This is a genomic window from Ammoniphilus soli (assembly GCF_040813775.1).
Genome location: NZ_JBEGDL010000005.1, coordinates 166,040 through 180,931, shown reverse-complemented (window position 1 = coordinate 180,931; position 14,892 = coordinate 166,040). Strand labels below are relative to the sequence as shown.

The 14,892-nt window shown below is 43.9% G+C and carries 16 protein-coding genes; 2 read left to right on the top strand and 14 right to left on the bottom strand.

Features of this window, described 5'->3' with window-relative positions:
- Positions 1-8: 8 nt before the first annotated feature.
- The 9 genes from rpsA to prsW all read right to left on the bottom strand — a co-directional run bounded on the left by rpsA (position 9) and on the right by prsW (position 6,939).
- Complete coding sequence (gene rpsA / locus ABLT31_RS12930) at positions 9-1,166, bottom strand: 30S ribosomal protein S1 (RefSeq protein ID WP_367752105.1); 1,158 nt, start codon at positions 1,164-1,166, stop codon at positions 9-11.
- A gap of 100 nt (positions 1,167-1,266) precedes the next feature.
- The gene (locus tag ABLT31_RS12925; RefSeq protein WP_367752103.1) at positions 1,267-1,872 is read right to left on the bottom strand and encodes a lysophospholipid acyltransferase family protein; all 606 of its coding nucleotides are present in this window, start codon (positions 1,870-1,872) and stop codon (positions 1,267-1,269) included.
- Between the two features lie 3 nt (positions 1,873-1,875).
- Complete coding sequence (gene cmk / locus ABLT31_RS12920) at positions 1,876-2,550, bottom strand: (d)CMP kinase (RefSeq protein WP_367752101.1); 675 nt, start codon at positions 2,548-2,550, stop codon at positions 1,876-1,878.
- Positions 2,551-2,825: 275 nt separating this feature from the next.
- Positions 2,826-3,014: a hypothetical protein gene (locus tag ABLT31_RS12915; RefSeq protein WP_367752099.1), complete on the bottom strand. Its 189-nt coding sequence runs from the start codon at positions 3,012-3,014 to the stop codon at positions 2,826-2,828.
- Between the two features lie 52 nt (positions 3,015-3,066).
- Entirely contained in the window at positions 3,067-3,735 is a 669-nt protein-coding gene (locus ABLT31_RS12910; protein ID WP_367752097.1) for a flagellar brake protein, read from the bottom strand.
- A 109-nt stretch (positions 3,736-3,844) separates the two neighbouring features.
- Positions 3,845-5,200 (bottom strand): germination protein YpeB, encoded by a 1,356-nt coding sequence (gene ypeB / locus ABLT31_RS12905; RefSeq protein WP_367752094.1) that lies wholly within the window; start codon positions 5,198-5,200, stop codon positions 3,845-3,847.
- A 12-nt stretch (positions 5,201-5,212) separates the two neighbouring features.
- Complete coding sequence (gene sleB / locus ABLT31_RS12900; protein WP_367752092.1) at positions 5,213-5,962, bottom strand: spore cortex-lytic enzyme; 750 nt, start codon at positions 5,960-5,962, stop codon at positions 5,213-5,215.
- A gap of 113 nt (positions 5,963-6,075) precedes the next feature.
- A complete protein-coding gene (locus ABLT31_RS12895; protein WP_367752090.1) occupies positions 6,076-6,240 on the bottom strand; it encodes a hypothetical protein in 165 nt (54 codons plus the stop codon).
- Positions 6,241-6,279: 39 nt separating this feature from the next.
- Positions 6,280-6,939 carry a glutamic-type intramembrane protease PrsW gene (gene prsW, locus ABLT31_RS12890; protein WP_367752088.1) on the bottom strand — a complete coding sequence of 220 codons (660 nt, stop codon included), beginning with the start codon at positions 6,937-6,939 and terminating at the stop codon, positions 6,280-6,282.
- 130 nt (positions 6,940-7,069) lie between these two features.
- Between prsW and ABLT31_RS12885 the strand changes: the two genes are divergently transcribed.
- Complete coding sequence (locus ABLT31_RS12885) at positions 7,070-8,041, top strand: asparaginase (RefSeq protein WP_367752086.1); 972 nt, start codon at positions 7,070-7,072, stop codon at positions 8,039-8,041.
- Positions 8,042-8,186: 145 nt separating this feature from the next.
- Here the strand turns inward: ABLT31_RS12885 and ABLT31_RS12880 are convergent, their stop codons facing one another.
- From ABLT31_RS12880 to ABLT31_RS12870, 3 genes are all read right to left on the bottom strand, one after another.
- The gene (locus tag ABLT31_RS12880; protein WP_367752084.1) at positions 8,187-9,476 is read right to left on the bottom strand and encodes a Glu/Leu/Phe/Val family dehydrogenase; all 1,290 of its coding nucleotides are present in this window, start codon (positions 9,474-9,476) and stop codon (positions 8,187-8,189) included.
- A 66-nt stretch (positions 9,477-9,542) separates the two neighbouring features.
- The gene (locus ABLT31_RS12875) at positions 9,543-11,066 is read right to left on the bottom strand and encodes a DnaB-like helicase C-terminal domain-containing protein (protein WP_367752082.1); all 1,524 of its coding nucleotides are present in this window, start codon (positions 11,064-11,066) and stop codon (positions 9,543-9,545) included.
- Between the two features lie 93 nt (positions 11,067-11,159).
- Positions 11,160-11,762: a genetic competence negative regulator gene (locus ABLT31_RS12870; protein ID WP_367752080.1), complete on the bottom strand. Its 603-nt coding sequence runs from the start codon at positions 11,760-11,762 to the stop codon at positions 11,160-11,162.
- 387 nt (positions 11,763-12,149) lie between these two features.
- Between ABLT31_RS12870 and ABLT31_RS12865 the strand changes: the two genes are divergently transcribed.
- Positions 12,150-13,037 carry a polysaccharide deacetylase family protein gene (locus ABLT31_RS12865; protein WP_367752078.1) on the top strand — a complete coding sequence of 296 codons (888 nt, stop codon included), beginning with the start codon at positions 12,150-12,152 and terminating at the stop codon, positions 13,035-13,037.
- 66 nt (positions 13,038-13,103) lie between these two features.
- Here ABLT31_RS12865 and ABLT31_RS12860 read toward each other — a convergent pair whose 3' ends face one another.
- Positions 13,104-13,532, bottom strand: a complete 429-nt coding sequence (locus tag ABLT31_RS12860) for a hypothetical protein (protein WP_367752076.1) — start codon at positions 13,530-13,532, stop codon at positions 13,104-13,106.
- Positions 13,533-13,583: 51 nt separating this feature from the next.
- On the bottom strand, positions 13,584-14,873 hold the full coding sequence (locus ABLT31_RS12855; RefSeq protein ID WP_367752074.1) for a glycosyl hydrolase family 18 protein: 1,290 nt from the start codon (positions 14,871-14,873) through the stop codon (positions 13,584-13,586).
- Positions 14,874-14,892 lie beyond the last annotated feature (19 nt).

Genomic DNA, 14,892 nt, shown 5'->3' with positions numbered 1-14,892 from the left:
CCTCGTCCTTAGGATTTCAATTTCTTAGCCAAGTCTCCGAGACGATCAGCAATGGTTACGCCCATTCCGCCCTGATCGGCTTCATAGTTAGCCAATTCTTTTTTCGTTGCTTTTGCTTCTGTTTCTTCTTGTACTTCACGGATGCTTAGACTAATGCGTTGCTCAGCCGTGTTAACATCCAACACTTTCACTTGCACCTCTTGTCCTTCTTCCAACACTTCATTTGGGTTGCCAATATGACGGTTAGAGATCTGAGAGATGTGTACCAACCCTTCTACTCCAGGTGCTACCTCAACAAAAGCTCCAAAGCTGACTAAGCGTCTAACTGTCCCAGTAACCACACTTCCTGCCTTAAGCTGCTCACTTGCTCTCTGCCAAGGCCCAGGCTGGGCTTCCTTCATGCTTAAGCTGATTCGCTCGCCCTCTTTATCCACTTTTAAAACCTTCACCGTTACTTTGTCGCCTTCGTTCACTACATCGGACGGCTTGTCAACTCGTTCCCAAGCCAATTCGGAAATATGAACAAGTCCATCAACCCCACCGACATCCACGAAAGCTCCAAAGTCAGTCAATCGCTGAACAGTTCCTTCAATTACCTCGCCCACTTGTAGATCGTCGTAGATTTTTTTCTTCACGGTATTTACTTCCTCTTCAAGAACAGCGCGATGGGATAAGATCACCTTATTCTTCTCCCGGTCAAGTTCAATGACCTTGAGGCTCAGTGTGCGCCCTTTATATTCAGAGAAGTCCTCAACGAAGTGGCGTTCAACATGGGAAGCCGGAATAAACCCGCGTACCCCAACGTCAACAACCAAACCTCCCTTTACTACATCGGCTACTTGGCTCTCGAAGACTGTACCGGCTTGGAATTTCTGTTCAAGCTCATCCCATGCCTTAACCGCATCTACCGCCTTTTTGGAAACGATGACTTCATCTTTGTCCTCATTAATCTTTGTAACCTGAAGCGTTAGTTCATCGCCCTCTGATAAAACATCAGCTACCTTCTCAATATGCAAGCTGGATACTTCGCTAATTGGCAGGATTGCCTCTGTTTTATAACCAATATCAACTAAAGCTTGTTTAGCATCTACCTTCGTAACCTTTCCTTGAACCGTTTTCCCTACTTGAACTGCTCTTACTTCCGCATTTTGCATTTCTTCAGCCATGGACCATTCCTCCTTAAAAGTTAACACACTTTACCATTGAAAAAATAAAATGATTGCTAATTCAGGTAATCTTAGTATAAAACATTTTACCATATTTGATTCAAGAGATGAATGAATTTGCATGTTCATCCAGAAGCTTCTGGATTTCCTGCATGAAATGGTTACTGGCCTCTCCGATCAGTTCCGATGTAAGCTTTACGTTACGGTAGTTAGATAGATCGATAGGATCCCCATAAATGACCTTCATCCGGGAAAAAGGCCTCCATGTCCCCATGATGGCCACTGGAATTACGGTCGCTTCCGATTTAAGCGCAAACAAGGCTGCACCTGGATACGGTTTTCCCAGCTTACCCGTTTTGCTTCGTGTTCCTTCGGGAAAAATGCCCAAAACTTGTCCTTCCCCCAAAACTTGAAGGGCTTTTTTCAAAGCACAACGGTCACTCATTCCTCTTTTGACAGGGAAGGCTCCAAATTTTTTGATGAGCCAGCCCACACCTGGCATATGGAATAGCTCCTCTTTAGCCATAAACAATACCTGTCTCTCGATAGGGGCTGCGATAAACGGAGGATCCAAATTGCTGATATGATTAGAGCAGAGGATAACCCCTCCTTGGGAAGGTATGCGTTCAAGGCCGATGACTTGCCAACGGTAAACCACCTGATAGAAAACCCGAAATAGGGCTCTAAATAAACGATACCATCCCATGATTTAGGCCTGCCTTGATTCTAATCTTTCCTTAAATAATGCCACAATCTTATCTACCACCTGATCAATCGTAAGTCCCGTGGAATCTACTACGATGGCATCCTCGGCACATCTCAGGGGAGCCGTTTCACGCTCACTATCCAATTGGTCGCGACGAGCAATCTCATCCTTTAATTGTTCAAGATCAGGCGTATGCCCTTTCTGCTGAAGATCTTTATAGCGCCGAAGAGCACGTTCTTCAATGGATGCCGTAAGAAAAACTTTGACTTGGGCGTTGGGAAGAACATGTGTACCGATATCCCGCCCATCCATTACGACGTTCTGCTCCGCAGCCATGTTCCGCTGCATATCTACTAATTTATGGCGTACTAAGGGATGCTTGGCTACCAAAGAGACATTCCGTGTTACTTCAGGATGCCTGATTTCTTCAGTTACTTCGCGGTCGCCGATAAAAACCTTTTGTTCATTCAATTCCTGTTTAAGTAATATAGTCATGGAACGGAGAATTTCTAGTAGGCTTTCCTCATTGTCAAGGGAAACATTCTTCTCCAGCGCCATGAGAGTTAAAGCACGATACATTGCTCCCGTATCGATGTATGTAAAACCAATCTGCTTAGCTACAAGCTGCGCTACTGTGCTTTTACCTGCTCCAGCTGGTCCATCTATTGCTATGTTCATGCGCGATCCCTTTCTCGTCACAAAGAAAACCCTCGCTTCTTCCAATTATTGCTTGTCATGGGTAAAGCCTAAAGTTCTCTATGTGTTATCCAAATGATATAACGAAGTTGTAAATTCGGCACATACAAGAAAAAGCAGGGTTTTCCTGCTTATATGCTCAAAATATTTAATTACGCCATAAAGAAAAAGATAAGAGCCGCAGACCGAAGGACAATACTATCATCAGCTATTCAATTATTTGTCGCTCCACCCTTTTGATAGTACCATAGTGTACCTTAAGATGCAACGCCTTCCAGTCTCTCTACTTCGACGACCCATTGCCTAACTTTGTCAACATTTAACAAAACCTGCGTAAAAGTCAGGGAGATTAATAGCACCAGAACCGTCGCTACTAAGCCCTTTTCCACAAAGCTGGAGAAACGGCAAAAACGCTCTTCGTAACTAGGATATTTACTTCTTCTCACGCACCCTGCACCTCCATTCCCATTATGGCCAAAAATGGAAGGGTTTATGAACTTAAAGCAATCCTTTCTTGCGAAGTTCTACTTGGCGCTCGAAACAATAACGAATGATCTTTTCTCTTTCAGGCTCCCTAATCTCCAAAATCATCAGCATTATGGACTGATGTTCCCCTTTTTCCTTGGGTGGAACCACACGAACAACTTTCGCTGTAAAAGGAGCATGTTCCATGCCTTGACGATAAGGGATCGCCAACCAGCACTGGAATATCTCTCCTTGCTTGATCCGATACTCCGGCTTGCAAGTAAAAGCTACTCCTCCCCCGCTTACGTCAACCGTCCGGGCTAAAAAGTGCATTTTTCCGTTTAAAATTCTTAATGACAGTTCTAAGGTTGCGGAGATGCGCAGATAATTCCGCCTTTGGTTTCTCTGAATGTCCTCGAGACGGGGCAGTGCTAACTCCCACATAGGCACTTCTTCATTTTTTCTGCTTAATACGACACTCGGAAATATATATTTTGAACCATCTATTCCAAAATAGAACACCGTAATTTCCAAACCAGGCGAAAAAGCCATTGCTTTGCCGTTTTGTTCAGATAAAGGCACTTCAACTAATAAGGAGTCTTCAAGCACATTATCCACTCGAGATTTATATGTGGTCCTGGCTTCCCCCTCATTCTTGGTTCGTATGCTAATTCTAATAAGTTGGCTGATTCCCGGAATCATACGAAACCTCCATCCCAATCATGCTATGAATATTATACCATAGGTTGGATTGGTAAGGGTCCAGTACTTAAAGAGCCTTCCCCAGAAGGGAAAGCTCCATTAGCCTGTTTTATCGATCACTTCCAGGGCCATCTAGCTTCTCAATGGATTCTTCTTCTCCATTATCTGCATTAATAAATACTCGGTAGGTTTCGTCCCCCAGGCTTCCCAAGAACTCATAGCATAACGTGTCTTTGTTTTCGTCGCTAAGGATCATCGCTAATCTAGATTCTTGAACCTTAAGGTGAGGATTTACTTCTTTCCTTGCTTGGGCCTCTGTTAACTTCGGTTTAGGAATTGTTCGATCCTTATGATTAAAGATATAATGCTCGGATTGGAAGCCTACTACGTTTCCGGTATCCATAGCTACCTTGACAGTAACAATGTCCGAATAAATGCGGACATTATCCTGCACATACACATAACTAAGTACCGCCGTATTGCTGTATTCATCTATAACATAAGGCTGCATGTTGTTATACCCGTGCTTTTGCAAGAATTCATCTGCCTTAGCCTTCGCTTGTTCTTGGCTTAGCTTGGCTTCCTTGACTTCCGTATTGTCCAAAAGCCAGATGACATGTCCTCCTTTTGTGGTGACATCAAGGCTAATGTTCTCTTGTTCCTTTCCAGTTGGGGCAAAATTCACACTATAAGCCTGATACTCAAGGCCTTTTCCTGTTTTTCTCACCTGTATATCCGCTTCATTCTCATTTAATCCTACAAACTCCATTGCGATACGTTTTGCTTCTTCTTTCGAAATCTGTTTTCCTTTAAGATTTTCCGCTTTAAATCGCTTCTGGGATTCCAGCGAATTGATTCCTGGTCCTACTTCCATATCCGAATACTCATCAACCGTCTTGTCAATAGTGCGGAATCCATCTGCAATGGTGCTGTCTAGCCCCTTTTCTTCCTTCGCTAACGAAGTTTCCACATCCATCCACCGAAGCTGGCGATCCAAAACTTGATCCTGAACATTGCGCAGTTCTGTCTGAATTTGCTGAGCCTGCTTATGATAGTTTTTTAATCTTTGGTATTCTTTCTCAGACAATGGCTCTTTGTCTAAATCCCGGATCGCTGTATTATAAGAGAAATCCCCAATATTCGCTAGAAACTCTTCCGTTTTACTGAAGGGGAGCATGGTTAAAGGCAATTGTCCAACTTCGTTTCTTGCTTCTGCCGTAATTCTCCAGACGTTGCTTAAGGTTCCGTCGATTTGCCTGCGAGAATTAACCGCCAAAGTTTTGCCTAACTCATCTTGCAGTTGATCCATATGGAAGGTAAGATCGTGGAAAGCCCGTTGATATTGATTCTCTGCCTTGATCAGTACCCGATTTTTTTCCTGGTTCTCCTGGTAGCCCCACATTCCAAGGCCGATTGCAGCCACAGCAAGGACTGGCGCCAATACACCGGAAACTTTCGTATACATAGGTGTCACTCCTTATTTGCAAAATATATGTTTCCCAATTTTCTTCACTTGGGCTCTTGTCCAGATCCATCCTGAGGTGGCGGTATCCGGGTTAAAGTAATAAATGCAGCCTCCGGTTGGGTCAGTACCATTTAGGGCATCCTGTACAGCTTTCTTTGCATTTTCATTCGGAGTCAGCCAGATCTGCCCATCCGCTACCGCAGTGAACGCTCGAGGTTCAAACACAACACCTGACGGAGTGTTCGGGAAGGATGAATTTTCTACCCGATTTAAGATAACGGCAGCCACTGCCACTTGTCCTACATAAGGCTCCCCCCTAGCTTCACCGTAGACCGCATTAGCCATAATCTTCAAGTCATTGTCAGAGTAACCATGAGGTTTATACGCCGATCCTTGATCCTTTGCTTTAGGTTTGGGAGCAGCCGCTTGATTTTTCTTTGGCTTATACTTCGTCTTGCTAACCAGAATGCGCTGGGTTGCCTTTCCTACTTTCCCATCTGCCTTTATGCCAAAATCTTTTTGAAATTTACGAACTGCCCAGTACGTATTCCATCCGAACTTGCCATCTGTGGTATCTTTCAAATAGCCTATGTACTTCAACCGTTCCTGAAGCTCCACCACATCTTGCCCAGAAGAACCCCGAGTCAAAATTCTTCCGCTGAATGTAGGTTCATCGTTGCTCCAAGCATTTGTCAGCAAGAAAGCCAAGGCAATAAGCATGGAAAGAGCGGCAAGGATAAGCATTCTAGAGGGATTGGCCATGGATAATCCTCCTCTTACTTCCAACTTGAGTTTGTATTGCTCTTATTGTGAGTTTTATCCAAATGGATTATTCTTTAAAGACAAACAAAAAAGGATATGCCATTCGCATATCCTTACAGATCTAATTCAGACACTTCAAAATCCTTGTCATTATTGCATAAACACTGCTTGAAGCCCGTGTCCACTTCACCGGACCGCCCACGCTTCCCAACGAGTGTAAATTTTTCACCGCACAAATTGCAGCGGATTCTTACCTTTTGCCGATCTTTCAACAACATACAAGATTCCTCCTTCACTACTCTCTCCCTTTAGTTTGATCAGAAAGGAACCGTTTTAGACTTGTTTTGCACTTTTCTTATACGCTGCAGAGAGACCAGCCATAAGGTCGCCATAAATGGGGTAATCACCCATAGAAAATGATGCTTCGAGGTTAATAAAATAAAATCATAAACGCCATGAAGTAATGCAGGAAATAAAATCGAATAAAACAGCCACCTTTGACCATGGACCGTTCCTTCAAATTTTGATTTGCCCAAGTAATATCCCATCGTAACGCCAAATAAAGCATGGCTCGAGACAGGCAACAAAGCCCTCATCAAAGCCTCTTGAATCCCAAAGGAATAAAGATAAAAAAAGTTTTCCAATGTGGCAAAGCCAAGAGACACAGCTACAGAGTATACAATGCCATCATAAGGTTCATCAAAATCTATATGCTTATAAACGGTATAATACACAATAAACCACTTGAAAAATTCTTCTATCAAACCCGCCACAAGAAAAGCCTTGCCCAATATCCCAAATTCAATTTCTTCCTGGAGACCATATTGCAAAACCATAACCGGGAATACTAAAAGGATCCCGAACAAAAAGGTCTTAATGACCATATGAAGCGGCTCTGTCTGGTAGCGGTCTTTCAGATAAAAATAACTTAACAACGCAATACCCGGCGCGACAGCAGCGCCAATTGTTGCGATCATCGCTCATCCCCCCCACTTTTTCTTGGGGCACTTTTTCATTATACTGTTGTTTAGACGAAGTGTAAGCAACACTTCTTACCATCGTATCATGCTTTTAATAAATAGAAAACAACACAACTGGAGGAAATAGATGAATAAGCAGATTGCAGTGATTAATACGGGAGGAACCATCGCCATGGCGGTCGATGAACAAAGCGAGGCCGTTAAGCCTCAAGGAAGTCAGCCGCTGCATCACGTCACTCCTTATTTAAAGGAATTCGGCGAAATCATTATGGACGATTTCTTAAATCTCCCAAGTCCCCATATGACTCCAGAACTTATGCTGGCACTTGCCACTCAGATCGGCAAGTATATAAATGATGAGCGCGTTTCAGGTGTGGTAATTACCCACGGCACGGATACCTTGGAAGAAACGGCCTACCTCTTGGATCTGATATTACACAGCAACAAGCCAATAGTCGTTACCGGAGCCATGAGAAGCAGCAATGAGCTGGGCGCAGACGGCCCCATTAATCTCGTGCACTCCGTCCGTGTCGCTGCCCATAGAGAAAGCCATGGACGGGGCGTACTTGTTGTTTTTAACGACGAGATTCATGCAGCTCGCTATGTAACCAAAACTCATACAAGCAATGTTGCGACCTTCCAGTCCCCCCAACATGGACCGGTGGGATTGATTTCAAAAAAGAACATCCAGTATATGGAATCTCCATTACCTCGAAAACATATTCCCATTTCCAAAATATTGGCCAATATTCCTCTGATCAAAACCGTAACAGGGATGAAGGCAGAATGGCTTTCCTTCCTCTTGGATGATGAGATAGATGGTGTCGTCATCGAAGCGTTCGGTGCAGGAAATGTTCCCCCTGGCATCGTACCTGTCATCGAGACCTTATGCCAGAAAGGAAAACCGGTCGTTCTTGTTTCTCGATGCTATAACGGCTATGTACAGGATCTGTATGGATATGAAGGCGGAGGGCACCATTTAGGCCAGCTGGGTGTTATCTTCTCGAATGGATTAAATGGCCAAAAGGCGAGAATTAAGTTAATGGTAGCCTGCGAAAATTCCAAAGACCTGAAACAAATTGCAAAGATGTTTGACTAAAAGTGGAGTGGAAACTTGAGGGGGAAAATGAGCGGCAAATTTTAGTACAGCGCATCATACAAAAAAGCCAGGTTTCATGGGACCCAACAGGAGAAACTCCGCGGGGAATTCTCCTGTTATCGCCTAGACCCCTGAAATATCCGAATTAAACCCAACCGCGGAAGCGGGATGCTTCTGCCATTTTACGGCAACCCACCATATAGGCTGCCAAGCGCATATTTACGCGGCGTACTTGGGAGGTGTTATAGACGTTCTCAAAAGCGCGCACCATAACATCTCGAAGCTTGGTTTCCACTTCTTCTTCGGTCCAATAGTACCCTTGATTATTCTGAACCCATTCAAAATAGGAAACAGTTACACCGCCTGCGCTAGCTAAGACATCTGGCACAAGGAGGATACCTCTTTCAGTAAGAACTCGCGTTCCCTCTAAAGTAGTAGGACCGTTGGCTGCTTCGACCACAATTTTCGCCTTGATATTATGAGCATTTTCAGCTGTAATCTGGTTTTCAATGGCAGCAGGCACTAGAATGTCGCAATCCAATTCAAGCAGCTGCTTATTGGTGATCGTATCCTTAAACAGTTTGGTTACCGTTCCGAAGGAATCTCTTCGGTCCAACAAATAATCTATATCTAAGCCTTCTTCATCGTGAAGCCCGCCATAAGCATCAGAGATCCCGATAATTTTAGCCCCTTTATCATGCATGAACTTTGCAAGGAAGCTTCCTGCATTACCAAAGCCTTGAACAACCACGCGTGCCCCATTAAGTTCTATGCCCCGGCGCTTGGCTGCCTCTTCAATGCAGATCGTTACCCCTTTTGCCGTAGCCGTTTCCCTGCCGTGCGATCCACCCAGTACCAAGGGTTTTCCTGTAATGAACCCAGGGGAATCAAACTCACGGATACTGCTGTATTCATCCATCATCCATGCCATAATCTGAGAGTTGGTGAATACATCAGGTGCTGGAATATCCTTGGAAGGTCCAACGATCTGGCTGATGGCCCGTACATACCCCCGGCTCAATCTTTCCAATTCGCGGAAGGACATTTCTCTAGGGTCGCAAATAATTCCGCCCTTTCCTCCACCATAAGGTAAATCTACAATACCACACTTTAAGCTCATCCATATTGACAACGCCTTCACTTCATCTTCCGTCACTTCGGGGTGAAAGCGCACTCCGCCTTTAGTAGGGCCGACTGCATCATTGTGCTGGGCACGATACCCTGTGAAAACTTTGACTGAACCGTCATCCATTCTTACGGGAATGCGTACGGTTAGTATCCTCATGGGTTCTTTTAGCAACTCGTAGACTGGATCAGGATATCCTAGCTTTGAAAGAGCCTCATTGATGACTTTTTGAGTGGATACAAGGACATTTAGGTTTTCTTTTCCTAGTTCATTCGTTCCTTGTTTTTCTACCACTTCTTTTTCTGCCATAATTACCACCTCAACACGATTATATGCTAATGAAAAGTCATACGTGGTTTAGTATACATCTTTCCTCTATGATTGAGAAGGAAAAAAAAGGGCCTTCTCCTTATCAAACACGAAAGATAACTGACCTAATGTCCCATTTCGGTTTTTTTTCACGCAAAGAGAAATTTGCTCTCGTTGATTTCTCCCTTCCTTGCCTGCCTCCGCTTCTAGGGCCAAAATGACATCTACAGCCGCCTCAATCGCGGAGAACAGGTGCTGCTCATTCCCTTGCTTTGGCGCTGCCACCAGAATCGGCGTATCCCATTGTCTCGACCATTGGTGCAGGAAGTATGCAACTAAAGAGTAATTTTGTTGGATAAGGCGTCCTTCCTTATCCCGTAAAGGTACCCGAAAAAGATGGTCAATGAAAACAACCGGTATGCGTCCGATGGACTGAATAATTCTCTCTATATATTCTTCCACTTCATCCAGTGTTGTATCCATCCTGCCCTCCATCGTCCACATATTTTTGGCAATGGCGGCATATTCTTGATTGGCTTGATTAAGCTGCTGCAAAGGGACCTTGCCTGAAATAATATCCTGCGGAGACACCTTTAACAGCCGAGCCATACTTCGAGCCCATAATTCGAAGCCCGTCATATCCCATGAGATATAAACCACAGGCTCACCCTGCAGGGCGATATGGTCTGCCATTTGACGAAGAAGCATGGACTTGCCGCTAGATACGAGTCCTGTGATGAGATAAAAACCTGTTCGCCAACCTCCCACCAATTTTTCGTCCAGCGAGGCAAAGCCCGTGGAGATTCCTTTTACGTCACCATTATGCCTCTTCTGATATTCCTCAAGAAACACGACTGAGTTCCTCACATCAGGGGACACCGGGGCCTTTTCGCTTTCCTCGATCGTTTCTTGCAAAAGCTGATGAAAGGTATCTCGAGGGTTTTTCACTTGAGTAAAAAAGTAATTCACATCCCTTAGGCCCTCTGGCAAATATACCGTGTAAACATCCGTTGCCCATTCGGCCAGTAATGAGGAAATCCGATTACTTTCCCTTCTTCCCGATTCATCGTTCGGATAGCAGATAAAAACTCGCTTTCCTTTTAATTTCTGAGCATGGCTTTCCTTAAAGCCAGCATAATCATTCATGCAGATGGCAGGCAGTTCACCTTGTTCCAAGGAAAGCACATCAAAGACATTTCGGCATAAAAGGATATCATCCGATTGTTCAATGATCTCCTCATTGAAGAAGACATCCCCTCTGCCAACAAGAGCTTTATATTTGGGCTTTTCATCGTATATGGAGCGGCCAATCAGGTCCACTAACTGACCCTTTTCATCTCTAACCGGGAAGACAAGACAGTTCGTAAAGAAACCGCTTGTTTTTCCTCTCTGTGACGTAAATCCGATGCGGTGCGGTTCAAAACCCAATTGGAAACGATCGGCCGTGGTCTCTTGAATTCCTCGCTTTTTCAGATATTCAAGGGCCTCTTGCTTCATATTGCTTCGATAATACGCATGCAGCTGATTCAAATCCTCACTGGATACTCGCCGAGGAAGAATGGTTGCATAATCATCCTTGTTGTTGTCCATCAGTTCACTCTCCCATTTGATATTGAAAACGTGCGATAAGGCTGAAAAAAGGCGCGTATAGAAGCACGCGCCTTTACTTACATTATAAATATGCTATTTGAAATGTTGGCAGAGGATCTGAATGGCATTTTCCCCAACCAATTGCTTTCCGTATTCCGCTAGGACATACTTGGTTACAGTAGAAGCCTCCCCATATTCCGAAAGCAAAGCAATGATCGTATGGTAGAGTTGTTGGTTATCCATATCGATATCATCCAAAACTAGATAATAGCGATTATTGTAACTGTACACACGCCCCCCATCAGGAACGACAGCAATCGCCCTGTGGCAGGCTTCAACTAGATGCTCAAAATCGTGGAAGTAAAAAATGATATCCTCACTCTCTTCGAGCGTAACTTCCATTTCATATATATCTTCATCATCATAATCTGTATCATCTTCAGCATTGGCATGACTTTTGCCTCTTGTTACAATCACTACCATCCCTTGAGCCGGCATAGCGAAAACTTCTACTGCCACGGGTCCCATGACTTCAAAGCCCAAATCCTGATAGGCTTGCTCCATCATGTCATTGAACAAATCGTGGACCTTCGGGATATCACGCCAGATGTCTTCTTTTTCAATTCCTCTTTCATGTAAATCATCGAACGTTAAGAAAATCCTTATCTTATCCTGACTTAGGCGCTCAACACGCATTCACGACCCCCCCTTGCCAATCCGGTAGTACTATAGGTTATGAAGTAAGGCTTTTTCATGTTCTGGATAACTATCTATTAATTTGTTTAATGATACCATGTACAAGGCATAGGAAACAACAAGAAATCTGTTTTTAACCTTGATTACAGAGTATTGTACTTCCGGTAGTACAAGAAATCTGCTATTTACCTTAATAACAGTGTATTGTGCTTCCGGTAGTACAAGAAATCTGCTATTTACTCTAAGAACAGAGTATTGTCCTCACTTACTATTTTGTGAGCATTATTATTCTATGCACGGTTTACTTACTTTTGAACTTTTTCCTGCAGTTCTAATTTGATGGCCTGTATATTAAGATAAATTAAAAGAATTGGAGGGGAAGCCTAGATGATTAAAGCTAGACACGCATGCCTCTTATGGACTCTATGTATTCTGCTGATTACCTCATGTTCCACAGCGTCGAATTCTTCAACCGGACAGCCCTTAAAGCAAGAGCCTACTCCTGCTCCCAAAGCTAGTCCCCCTCAACCGAGTAACCCAGAAAAATTGACAACAGCGAACAAAACAACTGAGCCAGAACCAGCTGCCTCCAAAGAGCCTCCCGAAGACGCATCAAATCCTCCGAAGTATTACGTGGACACCAAGAATTATAAGATCCATCCATTAGATGAAGAAAAAAGCGAAAAGATTGCTCTTCTCACGTTTGATGATGGTCCCAAGGGACAGGTAACTACCCAAATACTGGATATCCTCGACAAGTATAATGCTAAATCCATTTGGTTTGTCAACGGATACAATTATGGATGGGATTATCAAGCCAACCCTAAAAAAGCAGAAACCTTCTCCACTTTATTAAAAGAAATTCATAAACGGGGACATCTCATCGCTAACCATACATGGGAACATGAGAACCTCAGAAAGCTTACTCCTGAGAAACAAGAAAAAGAAATTATTTCTATGAATGATCTTATTGAAAACATTACAGGAGAGAGACCCAAATTCTTCCGTCCACCCTTCGGGGCCTACTCCGATGTTCAAAAACATGTCATGAAAAAGGAAAACATGCAGTGGATGAATTGGTCTGTCGGCTCCCTCGATTGGGAACACAAAGACCCTAAGGAGGTTGTTAAGCAGGTGGTATCGACGATGCATGATGGAGGCAATATCCTTATGCACGATTTACCAGTTACCGCAGAGGCGCTGGAGCCAATTTTAAAAGAATTAACAGGAATGGGCTATAGATTCGTTTTACCCACTGAAGTTCGAGTGGAATAACTTTGACAGCACCAAAAAAGGGTGACCTTAGTCACCCTTTTGTTATGATAAGAATCCATTTAGATCTCATGGTTTTAATTCCTGTAAAGCAGTTTTCAGCCTCCTGTTCCTTCTTGCCATCGAAAACCATCGGAGCAGATCAAAGGCTACAAGCATGCCTATAAGAAAAAGGGTAGGCACGCTATATTTTATAGTAAGTTCAATAACTATCCAACCAATAAGACCTATAAGAATGATGTTAATCAATCGAGCTTTTCTAAACCAGGGACCTCTAGAAAATAAATTTTTCAGGCAGGTTCTAAAAAGGTGGCGAAAAATAAGGAACGCTGAAATAAAGCAAAAAACCGAAACTAAAAGATGGAAAGGTTTAAATAAAAATAAAGACCCCCAATCCGCTTCGGTACCAAGAATCCTATTTACCTTTGGAAAAGCTTTTTCTGAGGTAAACAAGAGTCCCCAAGCCGCAAACAATGAAAAGAGGTATTTTAATAACAAGAGCCATCCCCCCTCCTTCCATTTTATAAAGAAGCGGGACAGGATATGCTCCTACTCTCGTTTTGCCACATTAAAATTATCTGTAATGAGCAGCCAGTTTTGCGGAAAGGGCAAGCCTAACTTCCAGTAACTTACTCCTCTCAGGCCCAGTTCTTTAACAAGATTGAACTTTGCCTGTATCGAGCGCGCATCTTCAAACCAAACTTTGTGCTGCTTTCTTTCTGCATCCCAATAATCAAAGTGCGGGGCTTGAGCTCGATAATCATATTGAATCGCCGCATTTTGATTCCGGGCAAGATCTATGGCTGCCTGTGGACTTAGTGCACGCGCATATTGTCCGCCTTGTACGAAAGGCAGCGTCCAATCATACCCATACAAGTTTTGCCCCATCATCACCTTGTTCGGAGGCATCTCACTGATTGCGTACTCGAGCACTTCGCGTACTGGACCAATTGGAGAAACAGGCATTGGAGGACCTCCGCTATAACCCCACTCATACGTCATAATGACTACAAAATCGACGATCTGTCCATGGGCTTTATAGTCATGCGCCGTATACCATGCCCCGGTTTGCTCTGCACTTACCTTCGGGGCAAGAGCAGTGGAGATCATGAATCCTTCGCCTCGAATACGTGCTGCGGCCTTGCGCAAAAACTGATTATAAGCTTCCCGATCCTCTTCCCGCAAAAACTCCAGGTCAAAGTGGATATCCCGGAAGCCTTGCTGTTTTGCCGTTTGAATAATGTTATTGAGCAAATTATTCTGTACTTGATTATTTGTCAGGATGATTCGCCCCAATTCAGAGCTGAATTGATCATTTTCAAGATTGGTGACAACCATCATTAGCGTTACGTTTTGATTGGCTGCAATACTCGGAAAATCATTAAGCAAGGGAGGCTTTAAGCTTCCATCGCGATTAATTTGATAGCTAAAAGGAGCTAGGTATGTTAGATAGGGTGCCGCCTCTCTAGCAGCTTGCTCCAAGGCGGGTGCTACTTCTTCCCCTCTTGGCTCTACATAAGCGTTGATTTCGGCACGATATTTCTCTTTTGGTGGAATATATAACCGAAGCCCGATGGGCAAAGGCCTATTAAGAGGGATGCGATTGATTCTTGCCAGTGTCCGTGCGCTTGTGCCAAATTTTCTGGCCACCTCACTCAAGGTATCTCCCGGGCGAACCCAATAATACATTCCCGTTATCGGTATGACTAGCGTTTGGCCTACCACTAAGTTATTCTGTAAATCAATCTGATTAACTTGAGCTATCGTATTAATTGGTACCCCATAAGCTTGGGATATGCCGTAAAGGGAATTCCCAGGCTGAACGACATGGATCTGCAACGTTCTCCCCCCTAACACT